Source organism: Pseudoalteromonas apostichopi (assembly GCF_030297135.1).
GTDB lineage: Bacteria > Pseudomonadota > Gammaproteobacteria > Enterobacterales > Alteromonadaceae > Pseudoalteromonas > Pseudoalteromonas apostichopi.
Map to the genome: position 1 here is coordinate 358,534 of NZ_AP028066.1, position 20,223 is coordinate 378,756.

Here is a 20,223-nt window from a genome sequence, read left to right on the forward strand (position 1 = left end):
GCACCTTTCGCTTTAATAGCATTACAAGGATAGTTGTGATCACGCTACGAAATTTTATAGAGTCAGATACCGAGCAGCTTATCGCTATACTTAACGATAAAGATGTAACTCAATATCTATCAACTAAAATCCCTTCTCCATATACTGAAGAGGATGCCTTATGGTGGATAAATGAAGGTAGCCAAGGTGAACTCGTTAAAGCGATTATATTTAACAACACACTTATTGGCTGTGTGAGCGTATTAGCCGGCGAGTTTGAGTTCAATCGCTCAGGTGAGTTAGGTTACTGGCTGGAAAAAGAGTATTGGCAACAAGGGATTACTACAAAAGCAACATCTATGCTACTTGATACTGTTTTTACTAAAACCAATATCACCAGAGTGTTTGCCTATGTGTGCGAAGATAACCTCGCTTCAATGAAGTTATTGCAAAAGCTAGGGTTCGAGCAAGATGCCATTTTAAAAAATGCGATGTTCAAGCATGAGCAATTCTTTAATGCGCATCTCTTTTCATTATTAAAGCCTAATAATCAAAACTAAAGGATGAGCATGAGTAAAGCACTAAAAATACTTTGGCATGTTGGTGCTGCTATTTTTTGGGGGGTTAGCACTCTAGCGTTACTTATTTGGGGTATTTCATCTATCACACCAAACTGGTGTGGTGAAGAGCAATATGAGGTGTTCTTATCACCAGATAAAGATAAACAAGCCGTGGTATCAGTCATAAACTGTGGTGCTACAACAAACTATGAAACACTGATATCTATCAGTCGCGTAGCGCAACCAAGCGACCAAACTATCTTGCTATCACTAGACGGGCACCCAAGTAACAACAGCTACAAAGTTACCTGGACATCGAATAACGACATTAAACTTACTGATTTTGAATTTTCAAAGCTATTATCGTTTCATAGTCGAAACACTGTTGGCGATATAGCTCAGTCTCACATTCAACCTAAAAATTAAGTGAATTAGTATGCTTTAAATCACCATTTCACTTGAATTTCTCATTAAGCAACTTTTAAAGTTACCTAAAACAAAGTAAGCTAACCACTTCTGTAACACTAAAAGTTACCTATTGGGTTTTTACTATGCAACAACACGAAGTCACCGCCTTATTTGATCAACAAGCAGCTAATTACGATTCACAGTGGCAAAACATGGCACCTATTAGCCAAGCCTTGTATTTTATGATGTCGCCTTTATTCTGCAAACTGCCAAGCAATGCGCATATTCTCTGCGTTGGAGCAGGTACCGGAAATGAAATTTTGCATTTAGCACAGGCATTCCCAGCATTTCGCTTCACCGCTGTCGAACCCTCGACTGAGATGCTCAAAGTATGCAAACACAACTTAACGCAAGCAGGGCTAGCACAACGATGCCAGTTTCATAATGGTTATCTAAGTTTACTCAAAAACTTAATACCCTTTGATGCAGCAACAGCCGTATTAGTGTCGCAGTTTATTGTTGATGAGCCAAAACGGGTGGCATTTTTTGCTGATATACATAAACGTTTAAAAACTGGTGGGTTACTGATCAGTGCAGACTTAAGCGCCAATCAAAGTGCCGAAACTTACCCAGAGCAGCTTAGTCACTGGTTAAGTGTTATGTCATCAGCCGCAGTCAGCCCTAAACAAATTGAAAAAGTAAAACAGGCTTATGAGAATGACGTTGCGCTAAGAGAAACTCAAGTCATTGAAAAAATTATCGCCGCGTCGGGCTTTACGAACGTTTATCCTTTTTATCAAGCAGGCTTAATAAAAGCATTCACCGGTGTCAAAGCGTAGTTTAAGCCACAGACACTCGATTGCGGCCTGACTTTTTAGCCTGATACATAGCTTGGTCAGCCCTTTCGATTGCAGTTTCGATATCATCATTGGCATTTATTAGCGCGACACCAAATGAGCCAGTTACATTAATGTGTTTATCATTGCCAATTTCGATTTTTAAAGTTGCAACGGCTGCTCGCAGTCGCTCAGAAAAGGACTTGGCACCTTCAAGCTCTGTGTGTGGTAAGCATACTAAAAACTCTTCGCCGCCATAGCGATACAATTGATCGTACTCTCTTAAGTGGGATTTAATGCATTTAACAAGCGCTATTAACACTTTATCACCCGCGCCATGGCCAAACTCATCATTCACACGCTTAAAGTGATCAAGGTCGATCATTATTAGCGCACAGCTCAAAGATTTACGTTTACAAAGTTCCTGCTCTTTTTGTAGGTTTTCAACTAAGTTTGCTCGGTTTGTAGCACCGGTTAAAGGGTCGCGGGTGTGTAACAGTTCATAAAGCTCATCATTGATAGCTTCAAAATAATCTCGCAAACTATCTAAATCAGTATGAAATTGGTCCAATAAATTCACAGGAATAGCTGAATTAGACTCTTTTAACGATGATAGGACTTTGGCTCCTTGATGCATTTTTTGATGCGCTGAAGCGATTTCTGAAAAATAAGGATGAAGGTTTAGGGTCTGCTCAGGAAGTTTATTGAACCATTGCCCAAAGCGACAAAGATTATGAGCATTATCGCTTAAGTCTTGATCATCTGCGGGTATATCTGCAATTAAGCTCCTTAATAAGTTTCTATACCAAGATTGATGCCATTCAATGGCTTGCTCGATTTCTCCGATAACGTCTTCGAGCTGTGTATTAGACAATGAACTGATTCCTTGCCCAGTATTTTGATACATAACCAATGAATAGACTTCCACTTTATTATTGTTATTTCCTAAAACATTACCTAAGTAGAGTTACAAACTCAACTTAAAGGGATGTAAAGAGATAATTTATTCAACTAAGCGGTAACCTACAGCAGGCTCGGTTAAAATATGTTTAGGGCTCGCTGCATTTTTTTCTAGCTTTTGTCTTAACTGACCAATATGTACACGTACATATTCAGGGCGATTAATATACTGCTCTCCCCACACCTCAGATAAAATGGCGTTATGCGTTAACACCTTGTCTTTTTGCTGAAAAAATAACAGCAAAATAGCGTATTCTTTTTTAGTTAATTTTACTTCTTCATCGCCTTTGCGGACCACATGCTTATGTGGGTCTATATGAATATCACCACACTTAAGGGTCAGGCTTGGTGTTATTTGCGTGCGTAGAAGTACCCGTATCCTAGCTAACAGTTCGTTTGCACTAAATGGTTTGGTCAGATAATCATTAGCGCCGTTATCAAGGGCGGTGACTTTTTCTGTTTCGCCGTCACGTGCAGAAAGTACTAGCACAGGTAGCAAACTCCACAGCCTAAATTCTACCAGCCAATCTTGCCCATCCATATCGAGCAAGCCTAAATCAAGCAATACTAAATCAAACTGCTGCTGGCTTAAAAGCGAAAACGCATCAAGCCCTTTGGCGCATACACTAACCTCATAATTACTAGCTTTTAACAATGTTTTTAAAAAACTTTGCAGAGGTGGTGAATCCTCTAAAACCAAAATGTTAGCCACGGCGGTTACTCCAAATTAATATAGCTGTTGCCTGCTTTGTTTGCTCATTGAGGGTTAATTCAAAACATCCTTGGTGACATTTAGCAACCACATCGCAGATCACACTACCTAAGCCAACCCCTTCATCTTGACTCGTCTCATACTTATTATCAAAAGAATTGGTTAACACAATTTGGTACTCATTTTCCGTTTCAATAAATTGTATGCTTGCCGAACCATCACTGTAGCGAGCAGCGTTCTCGAGCATATTAGCCAAGGCAATTTCTAGTAAGGTTTCATCCCCAAAACAGATGCTTTGTTGCTGAGCCTCGATGCGAAGTTTAAAGTTTTCTAGTTGTTGCTGACGGCGTGATTTAGCTTCGCTAATTAAGGTCAAAATGGGCTGTTTTTGCCATTTTATATTCTCAGCTAACTTATTAACTTTACTGAGCTCCATTACTTTATCAAAGTGCTGGTTAAGAATTTTACTTTGCTCATAAATATTAACTGCTTGCTCTTTGATAACCTCTGAGCTTAGTTGAATATCATCATCGGCCAACATGCTCGATGCCCCCATTATAGTCGCTAATGGCGTTCGTAAGTCGTGAGATAAACTACGCAATAAGGTGTTTTTTGACATTTCCAGCTCCGCCTGCACTTTAATCGCCGCAGATTGTTCACGAAGTAAGGTTTTTTCCTGAACCTGATACAATAAAGAGCACGCCGTATTTGCCAAAGCGTGTTGCTCAGCATTGAGTGCTTTAGCAAACGCGATACCGCCAAATTCCGCTTGATGTTCATTTAAATAAATAAACTGCTTAGATGCTATTAACTGCCAATCACACGCAACCCCTAAATGCGCAGCCATGGTTTTTAAAAACAGCTGCTTTTGTTCCTCAAGGCTGTCGAGCTCATTGAGTTTTTTAGCTAATTCATACAGCAAGCGACTATTACTTGCATGGGCTTGCACATCGCGAACCTTGGTATTGAGCTCCCCTGCAAGGTGGCTTATCACTAAACCCACAATCAACATCACCAAAAAGGTAACCACATATTCAATATTTTCGATATGAAAAGTAAAATACGGCACCACATAAAACCAGTCCGTGCAGGCAACACTTACTAAGGTGGTAAGTGCTGCAACACGGCGATTACTTTGAACCGCAACCCATGTCACCCACAGAAGCTGTAGCATGACAATATCGGTGGTTGTAAACAGTTCTCGAAACGGAAATATCGCGAGCACCACCACAAGTGGCATTAACACACTTAAAAATGCGGCTTTTAAATACTGTATTTTGAATACTGACTGCATCATTTTTTCACTTATTTTTTGTCCCTATTAGATTAAAGGGTTTTCAATTTTGTCACTATAAAGTTTTTATAAAGTTTTTTTATCTCGGCATAAAATCTTTATAAAGCTTTCACTCTCTCTAAAGACATCGGCTCCTACTTGAATAACATGCTGGTTTAATAGCCGTTCATTAAATCAGTAAACATATGATCAATTGGAAAATCACATTTCGATTACTCGCTTTCCCTATTTTGTGGATGAGCATAGTGCAGTTGATATTTGCAGCTTTATCGGCACTTTTATTTAAAGATAATGTATCTGTGTCATTCCTATTACCTGCGTCAATAATGCTTTTTACAGCAAGTGTCATACTGTTAAAAACCCAGCATGTTGATTCATCACTTGCCAACTTTAGGGATGCACTGATTTATGCGACAGTCACCTGGTTGATTGCTGGCTTTTTAGGAGCAATTCCAATCATTTTAGTCACCAAAGTGACCTTTACAGACGGCATCTTTGAGTCGATAAGCGCATTAACAACCACCGGCGCTACAATACTGTCTGGCTTGGATGATTTACCTCGTACATTTTTATTATACCGCCAGTTTTTACAATGGATGGGAGGGCTCGGCATTGTAATTTTCGTTGTGGCTATTCTACCTATGCTTAATATAGGTGGGATGAAACTCTTAAAGGCCGAAACACCTGGGCCAATTAAAGATGAAAAGCTATCGCCTCGTATTGCAAACACGGCGCATTACCTATGGAGTGTATACTTAAGCATAACCGTGTTATGTACTGTCTCTTACTATTTTGCAGGCATGACCTTTTACGATGCAATCGCTCATGCGCTAACAACCGTTTCAACGGGAGGATTCTCAACCCACGATGCCAGTATGTGGTTTTACAAAAGTCATTTAATTTTATGGATCGCCAACTTATTTATGATTGCAGGAGCTATTAATTTTGCCCTGCACTTTAGAGTCGTCCACAAACGAGCGCTCGGTAGTTACTATGCTGATGAAGAAACTCGTTATTTTATATACATCATTACTGCCCTTTCAGCGTTGTCGGGCGTTATTTTATACAGTCACGATACCTACTCCTCTATTTTTGAGTCATTAAGTTTTTCAGCCTTTCATATCGTGTCGTTTATAACCAGCACAGGGTTTGGTGCTGCAAATTTTACTGAATGGCCAGAAGCTGTCGGATTTTTACTTATCATCACCGGCTACTTAGGTGGATGCGCGGGCTCAACAGCTGGCGGAAATAAAATCATCAGAAACATTCTTGTGGTTAAAATGCTCAACTATAACTTTAAACAACTTCTTCACCCCCGCGCTATATTCACCATTAAGTACCAAGGCAGCCCTGTAAAAGATGACGTACTTCATGCCGTTATGGCATTTATGACCTTTGCCGCAGGATCAAGCATGCTGTTTACATTATTGCTGATGTTTACTGGGCTGGATTTTTGGAGTGCATTTTCTGCAGTTGCAGCATGTGTCAATGTTCTCGGACCGGGGTTTGGTGAAGTAGGCGCTAACTTTGCGCCAGTTTCAGACACAGGAACATGGATATTAACCGGCGCGATGCTTGTCGGTCGTTTGGAATACTTTACTGTTTTTGCTCTTTTTACGCGTACCTTTTGGAGGAAGTAAAAACACAACTGTAATATGTCTTTATAAGCCTTTTGAGCATATAAATGCATCTTACTTATGATCTTCTTTGTTCACAGGACTGATTGATAAACAAACCACCAATCCTGTATCTATTGCTAAAATGAAGCTTTTTTAAACTTTGCTATCTTCTAAGAAACACTTGGTGAACAATGTTTCAAAGACCCTCTCTGACGAATTTAAAACAGTACACATAAACATAATTGCACAACCCAAGGAAGATGTGCTGACAATTTAAAACCCTGCTACAACTGCTGTAGCAGGGCTTTAATGTCACTGTATCGCTGCTGTTCGCAAAGGCCAAAACCTGATAGCTGTCTAACTTTGTTACGAGTAAATAAAGGCACGCTCATGCCCGCTAAAAATCGGCACTGAGTATCGATGCTGACATCACTAATCCCTTTAGCAGCTAAGTGCTGTTTAAGCTCAGCAACTTTACTGCCAATCACATTTTGCTCAGGCATTTCATGCACTAGTGAGTAACTAAGTTTTACCTGCTGGCCTCTACACACTGAACAATGGCCACATTGCTGGGGTGCATTCTGGTCATCAAAATAGCGGGCTAAGTTATAACTTAAGCAGCTTTCTAGCTCAAAAAAGCGTACTAAAGTGGCGATACGTTTAATTTCAGCCTGCTCTTTTTCGATAAAGTATTGGTGAAGTTGCTGCGCTAAATCAGCGTGGTTTATTACCGAGTTATTAACTTCATACACTTGCGTGATACGTTTAGTTTCAAGTGCTATATGGCCTTTTTCTGCTAAATAATCGAGCGCTGCAACCACACGTTTTCTGTCAACTTGAGTAGCGCTTGTTAGCGCATCAAAATTAAGTGTGCCCCAAATTTTCTTAAACTCGGTGTGTTTAAATACATGTTGTAAGAAGGCTTGTCGATCAGCATCAAACTGGCTAAGCAGCTCATTTTTATCCGTTAAAAACTTATATTTAAAATCGGCGTAATAGGCATATAAAGGTGTAATAGCCCCTTGGATTTCTAACTGCACAAGTAAGGTTTTTAACGCCAAAGCACGAATATTACTTTCGCTTGATAAGCTGTACTCTTGCATTTCCCATTGGTTGTTAGTTTGCTCGTTGCGAATGTTATTAATGACATATTCAATACCACTTTGCTCGGGAGTGTCAGCATAAACAAAGTTTTCTACGGTATTTAAGCCATCTAAGTTTGCTAGGGTAAAACAGTTTGATGGCGCACCATCTCGCCCTGCGCGACCAATTTCTTGACTATAGTTTTCAATCGATTTTGGTAGATCATAGTGGATCACAAAACGAATATCTGACTTATCAACGCCCATCCCAAAAGCAATGGTTGCCACGACTATATTGATTTTACCCGCCATAAAATCATCTTGAATTTGCCAGCGTTTATTATCCTCAAGGCCTGCATGATAAGCCACCGCATTAAAGCCCGCTCTAGCCAAACCTTCGGCCACTTGCTCAGCGGTATGTTGTAAGGTGACATAAACAATTCCAGCCCCTTGTTGGCTGGCTATGATACTTGCTAATTGCTGAGATTTTTCTTGGCTTGCAACACTAAGCACTGATAAATCGAGGTTGCTTCGGTAAAAGCCAGTTTGTACTACACATTCTGGGGCAATAGCAAAACGCTCACACATATCACGCTTTACTTTTTTAGTGGCGGTAGCGGTAAGTAGCAGTACCAATGGAATATTAAGCTCTTCACGATAGCGCGGCAGCTTTAAGTAGTCAGGCCTAAAGTTGTGACCCCATTCAGATATACAGTGCGCTTCATCAACCACCAGCATCGAAATAGGCACTTGTTTAATAAATTCACGAAAGCGCTCATTCTTAAAGCGCTCAACTGAGACCATTAAAATTTTCACCTTCCCTGCTCGCACATCACTCATTACCGTATGGCTTTGCTCACTGGTTTGGCTTGAATCAAGGCTTGCCGCATAAATACCTTTGCTATTTAAAAAGCTGATTTGGTCTTTCATCAGCGCCAATAATGGCGAAACCACTAAGGTCAAATTGGGTAGGTGCAATGCGGTTAATTGATAACACAAAGATTTACCTGAGCCAGTCGGAAAAATTGCCAACGACGATTGCTGATTTAATAACTGTTCAATGGTTTGTTGCTGACCTTGGCGAAACTCATTAAAGCCAAAGTATTGATTCAACGAAGTGTGTAGTGGTGTAGTCATCCTGATCCCTCACTGTCATTCCCTTTTCAGGTAATGATAGGTCTCTTACTGCGAATTAGCCATGTTAACTTGTTTAACGCTATCTCCCAAGGCTATTGATATAACTAAGCGCACTATATTGTTCTTAACAGGTACTGACAAAATCAGTAAAAAGGCGCACAATGGGCGCGTTGCCATGGGGTATTGATGGATGGACTTGCAATACCTAAGCGCTTTTTCGCAAGAGTGTTTAGGTATTATACTTTTGAGGGCAACGTAATGATTAACCAACCTCCTAAAATCGTGATAATCGGTGGTGGCGCTGGTGGCTTAGAGCTAGCAACACAATTAGGACACAAACTCGGGAAAAAACGCCAAGCAGAGATACTTTTAATCGATAAAAACCGCAGCCATATTTGGAAGCCGTTACTTCATGAAGTAGCGACGGGGTCGATTGATGCCGATTTAGACGGCGTTGTATACTCAGCTCATGCAGCAAAACACCATTATAACTTTCAACTCGGCAGTTTTTGCCACTTAGATCAAACCAACAAAACCATTACCTTAAGTGAATTAAAAGACGAGCTTGGCCACCGAATTTTACCTGAACGCAAAGTCTGCTACGACTACCTTGTGCTTGCCATTGGCAGTGTTAGTAACGACTTCAATACTCCAGGTGTCAATAAGCATTGCTTCTACCTTGATTCAAATCAACAAGCTGAACGCTTTCAACATGCACTTCTCGATAACTTCACCCGTTTACATCAAGATGACGACCCACAGCACTCTTTAACCATTGCCATAGTGGGTGGTGGTGCAACCGGGGTTGAGCTGTCGGCTGAGCTTTATCATGTGTCAGACATGCTAAAAATGTATGGCCTAAATAAAATGACCGCCAAACGCTTACACATTGATTTAATTGAAGCAGGGCCGCGAATTTTGCCCGCTTTACCCGAGCGCATTGCTAACTCAGCTAAGCGAGAGCTGGTTAAATTAGGGGTAACAGTGCGCGAAGGCACACAAGTAAAAGAAGCCACAGAAAACAGCTTTATCACCAAAAACGATGAACATATCAAAGCCGATATTATGGTTTGGGCTGCGGGTGTAAAAGCCCCTGATTTCATTAAAGACATTGGTATCTTTGAGCTCACTCGCAATAACCAAATTAAAGTAAACCAATACCTGCAAAGTAGTGTTAACGACGACATTTTTGTAATTGGTGATTGCTGTGCATTCACCCAAGAAGATGGTTCACAAGTGCCACCCAGAGCGCAATCGGCCCATCAAATGGCACAATGTGTTGAAAAAAACCTGATTGCAACACTCAAAGGCCAGCCCCTGAGTGTGTTTAACTACAGTGACCATGGTTCTTTAGTTAACTTGTCACGCTACAGCACAGTAGGTAGTTTAATGGGTAATTTAACCAGTAATAGCTTTTTTATTGAAGGAAAAATAGCGCGATTTATGTATATTTCGCTCTATCGTATGCATCAACGTGCAATCCACGGCAGCGCCAAAACCTTTGCACTGTGGATCAGTGAAAAAGTACTTAGAGTTGTTAGACCAAAAATGAAACTACATTAAGCTACAGCATAAAGCCGGCAAATTAGTTGCTTGTCGGCTATTTGTGCACTTCGTCCCCAAGTCATTGACATCAAACTATAAAGCCATACACTTCACGCAAGATAAATCCATGGATTGAATATGAAAAAAGGTATTTCGCTAACCGTTTTTGCAGGGCTTTGTGTCTTTGGGACCTACCTGACATTAGATAAACCCACTCCCATCGCAGCTATAAGCAATAAAGTCTCAACATCTACTGGTACTGTAGCTGAACAAGAGAAAGCTACTAGCCTCTTTGAACCATCAAGCCAGCCAAATAGTAAAGCAACAAAGCTGGCTAAGCTCAAGCTAGCCAAACGCCAGTGTAAGCAACAAAGTTTAAAAGCCACTCAAGCAGCGGCTGATCATAGCCAAATCGAAGCTGCACTTAAACAAGCTCTAAAAGACGGTCAATCCCTTAAGGATATTTTAAGTTATTCAGAACTTGTCAAAATATCTTACCGTTCATTTGAGACTTTGCTTATTAATGCACTCAAAGAGAATGCTGAAGAACAATTTCAATATGCCGCATCAGTAAGTATCTTAAAAAGCTGGCAAGGGATTGAAATAATTGAGGCTTTTGATACTGATACAATCAACCAACTAACGGTAATTAATGGACCCCTTAGTCAAAATACTGGCTCAATGATGTTTAATGTTCCATTACCTGAGCAAGTAAACAAAACAGCACTGTACAAACTATTGGATAACAATGATGACTTTAATACCTATTTAAAAACACCGTTTAAAATCGGTCCATCACGACTCATTTCGCCATCTGTTTTGTTTCTTGTTAATGCTCATGCGCTTAGCTTAACTGAGTTTGAAAACGCAATATCCAGCAAAGAGTTTACTGTTAACGACATTGCTGTCGCTTTAAAAAGCAACTTACCTAATGAGTATTTAACAGCACTGATCTCTCAAACTGCACAGCTAGGCGGCTCGCCTACAGCAATGAGTGATGACTTTATGGATGAACAACTGTATTTAAACCTTGCTGATGTAGCCGTTAGTGAATTTAATGTACCAATTTTAAAGTTATTAAGTGAGCGAGGTATTGAGCCAACTAATCAGCCAAATGTATTTACGGCGATGGATATTGCCATTGTAAACCTAAAAGGCAGCTCAAATAGCGAAGTGAAGCCACTAGAGAGCAAACACTTAGAAACACTAAGTTATCTAAAAAATAAAGGTTATCGAGCTCACGGCGAGCTTGTGCGCGACACACCAAACGATAAGCTACTGATGCTTAAATCTTCATTTTTACCGAGTAGTCTTTTATTCGTTGGCGACCAAGTTGCTAATGATGCTTTTACTGAGTTAAAAGATATAACGCTAATTCCAAGTAGCCAAGCATTTAAGCGTAAAGATAAAGATAACTCTGCAATATCTAAAGCACTCAGTGCATATGAGCTACATAAACAGCAAGCCAAAAAAATAACTCCTGAGTGTGAAACGATAGATCAGCGGATCAATTCACTTGAGGCAATAAAAACACGTTCTCAGGCACTCAAAGAAATAGAAAAGCTTGAAGTCCAGCAAAGTTCACTGACACCCGACACCCTTCAGGCAATCGACCCTGTACAGGTTCATAATTGGCAATTTTTGCATTCGAATGAATATAAACATCAAACATCGATTCAGTATTTAGCCTTTAGGGAAGCGATTATTGAAAAAGACTTTAATACGGTAGCAACTATTACACAAACTGCAAAACTTAGTACCCATCAGACAAATATGTTGCTTGCAGCAACGATAGAAGATAGTCAACAATTGACGTCTATTTGGCAAAACAGAATAGATCCAACGCCACCAGAAACTCTTTATTCATTTACTGATTTACCATTAGCACAATGGCAAACATTAGCTGATAAAGGCTTTGATTTTTCATTAAAAGACATGAAAAACAACGACATGTATTTTTATGCAAGTATGCATTCAAATGCAGCAGTTGAGTTTTTAATAAGCCTGGCAGTTGCGCATGATTTTTCTAAACCTGGGCTTGATATCCTTGACCAAGCACTTGAGCAAAGTTACAACACGCAAACCCTCGCTGACTATATGCCAAGTGCATTAAAACTAGTTAGCCAATATGAGCCTAATCACTTTCGTCGTGCTAAGCGACTTAAAGTGTTTACGCCTAATGTCTATAAAGAGCTTATTAAACTTGAGCCAAAGCTTGCCCCTAAGGATGGCACTCAAATGAATCACTACCAGTACAGCCCTTATTAAGCTCCCCTTTACCTATTCGAGCCGTAAATTAACCTATCTGTTTACGGCTCAGCCGCGTATAATACGCACTTTTTGTGGGGCGCAAAAAATTGAATATTATTACGCTAAGCGTTTTATCGCTTGCAATGTCGACTGATGCTTTTGCAGCTTCAATCACTAAAGGCAGTACGCTTAAAAATCCTCGCGTTTTAAGTGCAATCAAGCTTGGTTTATTGTTTGGCTGTATCGAAGCCATTGCACCGATTGTTGGCTGGCTGATTGGCAGTGCCGGTGCTGATTACGTTGAAGCGTTTGATCACTGGATTGCCTTTGTGCTGTTAGTGGGTCTAGGCATTCATATGTTACTTGAAAGTCGTAAAGATGACGATAATGAAGAGGAACTTGCTCCTAATAGTAAGCGCTCTTTTATTGCTACTGTGTTAACCGCCGTTGGTACCAGTATAGATGCGATGACAGTCGGTATCAGCCTTGCTTTCATGAAAGTAAATATTTACTTAGCTGCCGCCATGATAGGCCTAGCAACCACAATTATGGTTACCATAGGCGCACTACTTGGTAACGTAATGAGTGGCTGGGTTGGCAAAAAAGCCGAAGCAATCGGCGGTGTTGCACTTATCTTTATCGGCTGTGGCATCCTTTACAGCCACACCATGGCTTAACCTAATAGCTTATCAAACTCTTCTTTGGGCATGGGCTTATGAAAATAGTACCCCTGCCCAAACTCACAGCCTAAGTCGATTAAACTATTTAAATGCTGTTTTTCTTCAATACCTTCAGCCACTATTTGTAAATTCAAAGTATGCGCTAAGCTGGTGATCGTTCTAACAATGTCCATACTTTGCGTATCATTGAGCATATCTCTCACAAAAGATTGATCTATTTTGAGTACATCGACAGGAAAAAGCTTTAGATAAGACAAACTTGAATAACCCGTACCAAAGTCATCTATAGCAATAGTTAACCCCAAGTCAGCGAGCTTATTAAGCATGACTTTTATTTCATCAAAATCATGCATCAACGCGCTTTCGGTTACTTCAAGCTCTAACAGTTCACTGGCAAGCCCCGCTTGTTCAATGGTGTCAGCAACTAGATTACAAAAATTACCATCGGTAAACTGTTTTGCAGCAATGTTTACGGCAACCTTGATTTTATGCCCTTTATCGGCCCACTCTTTAGCCGCTTTACAGCTTTGCTTAAGCACCGACTTACCCAAGGCATGAATAAGTCCGGTTTCTTCAGCAAGGGGTATAAAATCCAGTGGTGAAATAAGCTTATTGTCGTTATCTCGAAGTCGTACTAAAGCTTCGACCCCCATGATCTTCCGGGTTGCGAGCTCTAGTTTCGGCTGATAAAACACCTCTATTTTATCTTGCTCAATAGCATTTCTTAACAGCTTTTCAACGCTTTGACGCTGCTTAAATTGATACTCTAAGTCATCGGAGTAATAGCAAAAACGGTTACGTCCCTGCTCTTTAGCACGGTACATTGCTGCATCTGCATGAGTCATCATCTCTTCTGCTTGAGTGGAGTCCGCAGGGTTAACACTCACACCCACACTAACCGATAAAGTATACTCTTGGCTATCAATACGAAATGGCTCATTCATGGTGTTAATAATATCGCTGGCAATGGCATCAACTACAGAGGCGCTCTTTACATCGGGTAATAAGATGACAAATTCATCACCACCAATTCTTGCCAATGTCGTATTGAGATCAATTAAAGACTCAAGCCGCTTTGCAACATCTTTTATGATTAAGTCACCTTGGTGATGCCCTAAAGTGTCGTTTAAGTACTTAAAGTGGTCGATATCAATCAGCATTAACGCTACATTCTTATTCATGCTACTTGCAACCTTACAAGCATGAGTGACCCTGTCGTGTAATAACACCCGATTAGGCAAATCTGTTAGCAAGTCATGATTTGCTAAATGACTCATTTTCACAGCCATCGCGATTGACTCACTGACATCATGAAACACAATAATACCGCCGATAATGTTACCCTCAACATCACGTATTGGCGCAGCTGAATCTTCGACCCTATAAACTCGCCCATCAAGCCCAGTTAATTGACTATTTAACGCCATGGCAACTATACGCTGCTCTTTTAAAGCAACAGATATAGGATTGACGAGTGTTTTGTTCGATGTTGCATCAACGAGCTTCATTACCTCTTCAATATGGCGCCCTTTTGCCTCTTCAACGTGCCAACCTGTTAATCGCTCAGCAATGGGGTTCATAAAGTTAATAATTGCATTATTATCCGTAGCAATTACGGCATCACCAATAGAATTAAGCATAACCCGTAAGCGTTCAGATTCATTCGATAACAGTTTTTTTGTATGAGTAATTGAAGTGATGTCCGAAAGAGTAAGAATAACACCTACAACTTCATGCTCTTTTATTCTTAAATTTATTTGCGCTCGAACATATTCAATTCTATTGCGAGGGCTGGGCAACTGAATATTTAAAACTTCTTGCTCAATTCCTTCAGTTAAGCAGCGATGAAAAGCCTCATATAATTCATCGGGTAATACATCTTTGGCGAAACAACCCAACATTTGCTCGCTGCTTTTTGAAAACCAATGGGCGGTTTCATCATTACTAAAGAGGTTTTCCTCTGTATTTGACCAGTAAGATATATACACAGGTACTTGCGCAACGAGTGTCGAAATATCATTTTTTGCAGCCAGTATTTGTGCTTCTTGGTGTTTAAGCTTTAATTGATTTTGCACTCTGAGCCGGCAAATATTTAAATCAACGGGTTTATGAATAAGATCAATTCCGCCGCTTGCAAAACTCTGATATTCAAAAATTTGCTCATTATGAGAGGTGACAAAAATCACATGACTTTGTGCGGTTTTAGGGTTGTTTTTAAGCTTTTGACATACTTCAAAGCCATTCATGCCGGGCATTTCAATGTCGAGCAAAATCACATCGGGCTGAAAGAAAGCGGCTTTCTCAATTGCTTGTGCTCCATTATCGCAACAAACAATCTCACCAAGGTCACTTAATGACTCGGCCATTATCATCAAACTAGTCGGCTCATCATCAACAACAAGCACTTTGCTGTGTGAATGATCATGATGAGAAAAAAGCATATCCATCGCCTCTGGTAAATAGTACTTAAAAAAACTCTAGTCCTATCTCAGCAGACACGCCAAAAAAAATAACTTTTTTTAATTATTAAGTTGTAGAAAATCCCAGAATCCAGTCTATGCTTTATTCATCGCGTGGAGGGAATAGTTTGCAACCGGTAGCTAGTCGCACAGATTTAAAGTTAAATGATTCTGTTATTTTGATTGTTGATGATGAACCAATTAATACAACCGTAATAGAAAGTTTGCTCGCGCCCTTCTATAAAACGCACACCACAGATTGCGGTGAAAACGTGCTGCACCTGTGCGAAACCCTAAAACCTGATTTAATACTGCTTGACGTGATGCTTGGCTCCATGAGCGGTCTAGATGTTTGCAAGCTATTAAAAAAACACTCCCAGTACAAAGATATTCCGGTGATTTTTATCACCGCCATTATGGATCAAGATGACCAAAATAGGTGCTGGCAAGCAGGCGCCGTCGATTTTGTATCAAAACCGGTTTATGGCGCCACATTACTTAATCGCGTAAAAGCGCATTTGACCTTAAAAAAACAAGCCGATTTACTCAAAAGTCTTTGTGAGCACGACAGCCTAACAGGTTTAAACAATCGACGATTTTTACAAAACACCCTTGATCAAAACATTCGTTTAGCCGTCAGAAACGATAAAGCCCTTTCAGTATTAATGCTCGATATTGATTACTTTAAACAATACAACGACTCTTTTGGTCATCAACAAGGTGACGAATGCCTAAAACGTGTTGCTGATGAAATCAAAAAAAGTGTTAACCGCCCAACCGATACTACTATTCGTTATGGCGGTGAAGAATTTTTATGTGTATTGCCAGACACCGATATTCAAGGGGCACAATTTATTGCTCATAAGCTTTTGGCAAACATTCGTGAACTAAATATTGAACACCCACATGCAACCTCTGGAGTACTCTCTATTAGTATTGGTAGCGCAACATTTCCTGGGCATGAAGCCATCGACACTGACGAGCTAATTCGCTGTGCCGACAAAGCGCTCTATCAAGCCAAGCATCAAGGGAGAAACCGCTGTGTTTGCATACTTGCTGAACCCAGTTTTAGTTTTTAAGCTAAACCAAACCTTACTGCCGACTCACGTTTTCGGTATGGAGGGCTAAACCATGGATTACGAAGTATTACACCAGAAAAAAGCAACAACCTCTGAAGGACGCTTTTTAGTGCCATTAGCGATTGCTTTTATCGGCGCCATTATGTGCTCAGCAATCTTCTTTTTCGAGCTACAACTTCATAAAAATATTAATAATAGTGTTGCTGAACGACTGAGAGAATCAAGCGCTACCGTAGATGTGCAGATAAATGAGAGTATTAATAAATACAAAAACGATTTACAGTTTTTATACTCCACCCCACCCATAGCAGGGCTTGCAAGAGCCGCTGCGAACGATGGCAATGATCCGCTAGATAGCACCACCTCAAAGCAATGGAAAAAACGTTTAGAAACGATATTTGTCGCGTTTTTACAATCCAACGCTGAGTTCGAGCAATTACGTATCATCAGTACGCAACAAGCAGGACAAGAACTGATCAGAGTAGACAGAGCTGCCGGTGGCATAGTTGTAAAAGCTGATAATCAGTTACAGGATAAAAGTGGCCGTAATTACTATCAGCAAAGTTCGCAATTGCCACTAGGTGATATGTACTTATCGGCTATCACACTCAACCGTGAATATGGAAAACTCGACTATCCATATAAACCTATGCTGCGTATGGCCTTGCCCATCTTTGATGAAAATATGCAGCGCTATGGGCTGATTATTGCAAACATTAACACCTCTCACCTATTTGCATCTCTTAATGCGATGGTACAAGCACCAAACTCATTGATCCTAACAGACAGCGAAGGCTACTTTTTAGTACACCCAAATGAAGACTTACGCTTTAGTCGCGACTTAGCGCCAAACAAACGTTGGGACTCAGTGTATAAATCTGAACCCGCCTATCTAGAAAATATACTCAGCATTAGCTCTAACCTTGCAAGCGGGCAACAATACGAAGCATTAAGTAAACGCATTCCATTTACTGGAGATTTAGAAACAGGGTTTATAGATGCCCACATTATGCTTCCTCATTCTGAAATAAATGCGATGGAACGCGAACAGAGGATCAGCACTTATGCATTTTTGTTAGGCGTATCTGCTTTTTTGGTGTTTGTACTTGGATTTTTGCATCGAAATTTAAAGCGTAACCGCGAGCTTGCCGAGGCAAGAGCGGTATCTTCAGCCATTATTAGCGGCTCAAAAGATGCCATTATTGCAATAAGTGATATCGGTCTGGTGTCTAGTTGGAATAAAGCAGCCACTGAATTGTTTGGTTTTCAACGTGAACAAGTCTTAGGGGCAGATATAAACAAACTGAATCTATTTCCAAATATTAACATTAAAGAGGTATGTAACGAGGTTAAAAGCCGACGAAAGCAACATGAAATTGAAGTCGACTATCAGCAAAGCAATCAACACACGACTCATTTAGCACTCGCTTTTTCAGCTATCTTTGATGAACATCATCAACACAACGGCACAGCCATCCTCATTCGCGACACTACCGTTGAAAAGCAAGCGAGCGACAAAATTAAGCAAATAAATAACGAACTCGAAATTAAAGTCGCACAAAGAACTGCCCAGCTAGAAAAAGCCAGCCAAGTTAAAAGCGCTTTTATATCAAATATCAGTCATGAGATGCGAACACCACTAAACGGTGTTATTGGCACACTCAATTTAATAAAACGAGAGTCACTAAGTAATCAACAACAGCATTATTTAGAAATGACAGAGGTAAGCGTTAATAGCTTGAACGTACTTATTAACGACATTCTTGATTTATCAAAAATTGAGGCTGGCAAACTCGACTTGGACAAAAAAGCGTTTAACCCTATTAAGTTTTTTGAAAGCTTAAGTGGCAGCATGGCTGTTAAAGCACAAGAGAAAAACCTTGAATTTATTTTAGATATTGCCGATGTTGAGTACAGCTCGATTGTTACAGACCCTCATCGCTACTCACAAGTGATTACCAATTTAATTAATAACGCAATTAAATTTACTAAAACGGGCTTTATAAAATTTACCGCCACAAGCAAACGACTTAGCGATGATAACGTTGAGCTGTGCTGCACAATTCAAGATACCGGAATTGGTATTGCGCCTGAAAACCAAAATAAATTGTTTAGTGCTTTTACCCAAGCCGATAATAGTGTTGCTTCACAATATGGCGGCACTGGACTTGGTTTATCAATATGTAAGCAACTAGCTAGTTTGTTAAATGGACAAATTTCCTTTGAATCAACTGAGGGGAAAGGGAGTACTTTCACATTTACCATTCAGTTAGACAGCCAAAATGTAGAAAAACGCCAACCAAGCAGCCGCTTAAAAGACAGCGTGTTTGCTGTGTCAGTTAAACAACCAGAGCTTGAACGAAGCTTAACAAAACTAATCTCTCATTGCGGTGGACAGCTCACGAATGTTGACCTAGAAAGCTTTGAGGTAAGCGATAACATGCCCTTTGATACGCTAATTTTAGAGCCTGGCAATCCGTTACTCGCAAAACTTGATAGCTTTACTGAAAATACCTATGACCATAGCCTGCCCTTTAAGTTAGTGGTGCTTATAAACCCAACCGAACCACCACCGCAAGCTAAATTCTGCACCTTTATACGCTTATCTAAACCTGTGCTTATCTCTGAGTTTTTACTTAAACTAGCTGATGAACGACTCATACAAGAGCAGCCTGCTCAAGACACAACACCACTTCGTCGCGAGACTGATACGCAAATTCACATAGATGTTGATATTGCTGGAGCTAAAATACTGATCGTTGATGATAACGATATAAATGCTGCAGTTGCCAAAGGCACATTAATGAGCTTGGCACTGCGCTTTGAAATGGCGTCGAATGGTCAGCAAGCCATTGAAATATTGGCCAGTGCACCTGAAGACGACCCATTCAATTGTGTTTTGATGGATTGCCAAATGCCAATTTTAAATGGCTATGATGCAGCGGCACAAATACGTAAAGGGGCTGGTGGAGAGCACCATAGCGACATTCCTATTATCGCCATGACAGCCAATGCCATGCTTGGCGAGCGTAAAAAGTGCTTAAACGCAGGTATGAACGACTACATCACAAAACCAATCAGTGCCGATAAGCTCATCACCACTACGGCGAAATGGGTTGCATCAACGTACCCTAAACATCATACAGCGCCAAAAACGATTGCCGTGCCTGAGGTAAATAAGTCGCCCGCTATACTGCAAGAAGAATTAATCGATGAAGAAAAACAGCATTGGAATCGCGAAGCTGCCCTCGGTCGTTTGATGAATAACGAGGTGCTATTAAACAAAGTGAGTAAGATGTTTTTAGAAAGCTCACATAAAAAAATAACGCTGCTAACACAAGCAATCAAAGACAAAGACTACCATGCGATTGCAACCACCAGCCATGCGCTTAAAGGAACCTGCGGCGATGTGGGCGCAGCCAAATTGCACCTGCACTTTACTGAACTAGAGGTACTGGCCGCAAGTAAGGGCAATACGCTAAAAGATATTCAACTTAAGCTACTCGAAATCGAAAAAGACTACGAGATTTTGTTAGAAATTTTACAAAAGCATACCGTAGCCAGGGTCGGCTAATTTTATTAATAGCAAATAAATGGGCTTTGAAAATCAAAGCCCATTTTTC

14 protein-coding genes are annotated in these 20,223 nt (G+C 40.4%); 9 read left to right on the forward strand and 5 right to left on the reverse strand.

The window, feature by feature from the left end; all coding sequences use genetic code 11:
- The first annotated feature begins 35 nt into the window (after positions 1-35).
- The 3 genes from QUE86_RS17680 (at position 36) to QUE86_RS17690 (ending at position 1,786) form a co-directional block, all read left to right on the forward strand.
- A complete protein-coding gene (locus QUE86_RS17680) occupies positions 36-539 on the forward strand; it encodes a GNAT family N-acetyltransferase (RefSeq protein WP_286260786.1) in 504 nt (167 codons plus the stop codon).
- Positions 540-548: 9 nt separating this feature from the next.
- Positions 549-965 (forward strand): hypothetical protein, encoded by a 417-nt coding sequence (locus tag QUE86_RS17685; protein WP_286260787.1) that lies wholly within the window; start codon positions 549-551, stop codon positions 963-965.
- A 125-nt stretch (positions 966-1,090) separates the two neighbouring features.
- A complete protein-coding gene (locus QUE86_RS17690) occupies positions 1,091-1,786 on the forward strand; it encodes a class I SAM-dependent methyltransferase (RefSeq protein WP_286260788.1) in 696 nt (231 codons plus the stop codon).
- A gap of 1 nt (position 1,787) precedes the next feature.
- Here the strand turns inward: QUE86_RS17690 and QUE86_RS17695 are convergent, their stop codons facing one another.
- From QUE86_RS17695 to QUE86_RS17705, 3 genes are all read right to left on the reverse strand, one after another.
- Positions 1,788-2,657 (reverse strand): diguanylate cyclase, encoded by an 870-nt coding sequence (locus QUE86_RS17695; protein ID WP_286260789.1) that lies wholly within the window; start codon positions 2,655-2,657, stop codon positions 1,788-1,790.
- A 129-nt stretch (positions 2,658-2,786) separates the two neighbouring features.
- Positions 2,787-3,455: a response regulator gene (locus tag QUE86_RS17700; protein ID WP_130052922.1), complete on the reverse strand. Its 669-nt coding sequence runs from the start codon at positions 3,453-3,455 to the stop codon at positions 2,787-2,789.
- Entirely contained in the window at positions 3,448-4,752 is a 1,305-nt protein-coding gene (locus QUE86_RS17705) for a DUF4118 domain-containing protein (RefSeq protein WP_286260791.1), read from the reverse strand. Before QUE86_RS17705 ends, QUE86_RS17700 begins: the two co-directional genes overlap by 8 nt.
- 182 nt (positions 4,753-4,934) lie before the next feature.
- On the opposite strand from QUE86_RS17705, the gene QUE86_RS17710 reads away from it, so the two are divergent.
- Positions 4,935-6,389, forward strand: coding sequence for a TrkH family potassium uptake protein (locus QUE86_RS17710; RefSeq protein WP_286260792.1), 1,455 nt, complete (start codon positions 4,935-4,937; stop codon positions 6,387-6,389).
- A 263-nt stretch (positions 6,390-6,652) separates the two neighbouring features.
- Here QUE86_RS17710 and QUE86_RS17715 read toward each other — a convergent pair whose 3' ends face one another.
- Positions 6,653-8,587, reverse strand: coding sequence for a RecQ family ATP-dependent DNA helicase (locus tag QUE86_RS17715; protein ID WP_286260793.1), 1,935 nt, complete (start codon positions 8,585-8,587; stop codon positions 6,653-6,655).
- Between the two features lie 258 nt (positions 8,588-8,845).
- On the opposite strand from QUE86_RS17715, the gene QUE86_RS17720 reads away from it, so the two are divergent.
- The 3 genes from QUE86_RS17720 (at position 8,846) to QUE86_RS17730 (ending at position 13,059) form a co-directional block, all read left to right on the forward strand.
- The gene (locus QUE86_RS17720; protein WP_286260794.1) at positions 8,846-10,150 is read left to right on the forward strand and encodes an NAD(P)/FAD-dependent oxidoreductase; all 1,305 of its coding nucleotides are present in this window, start codon (positions 8,846-8,848) and stop codon (positions 10,148-10,150) included.
- Between the two features lie 120 nt (positions 10,151-10,270).
- Positions 10,271-12,400, forward strand: a complete 2,130-nt coding sequence (locus tag QUE86_RS17725; RefSeq protein ID WP_286260795.1) for a hypothetical protein — start codon at positions 10,271-10,273, stop codon at positions 12,398-12,400.
- A gap of 89 nt (positions 12,401-12,489) precedes the next feature.
- Positions 12,490-13,059, forward strand: coding sequence for a manganese efflux pump MntP (locus QUE86_RS17730; RefSeq protein WP_130052927.1), 570 nt, complete (start codon positions 12,490-12,492; stop codon positions 13,057-13,059).
- Here QUE86_RS17730 and QUE86_RS17735 read toward each other — a convergent pair.
- A complete protein-coding gene (locus tag QUE86_RS17735; RefSeq protein ID WP_286260796.1) occupies positions 13,056-15,503 on the reverse strand; it encodes an EAL domain-containing protein in 2,448 nt (815 codons plus the stop codon). The genes QUE86_RS17730 and QUE86_RS17735 overlap by 4 nt on opposite strands.
- Positions 15,504-15,649: 146 nt before the next feature.
- Here QUE86_RS17735 and QUE86_RS17740 point away from each other — a divergent pair, with 146 nt between their 5' ends.
- Both QUE86_RS17740 and QUE86_RS17745 read left to right on the forward strand, forming a co-directional pair.
- Positions 15,650-16,600: a GGDEF domain-containing response regulator gene (locus QUE86_RS17740; protein WP_286260797.1), complete on the forward strand. Its 951-nt coding sequence runs from the start codon at positions 15,650-15,652 to the stop codon at positions 16,598-16,600.
- A 52-nt stretch (positions 16,601-16,652) separates the two neighbouring features.
- Positions 16,653-20,174 carry an ATP-binding protein gene (locus tag QUE86_RS17745; RefSeq protein ID WP_286260798.1) on the forward strand — a complete coding sequence of 1,174 codons (3,522 nt, stop codon included), beginning with the start codon at positions 16,653-16,655 and terminating at the stop codon, positions 20,172-20,174.
- Positions 20,175-20,223: the final 49 nt, after the last annotated feature.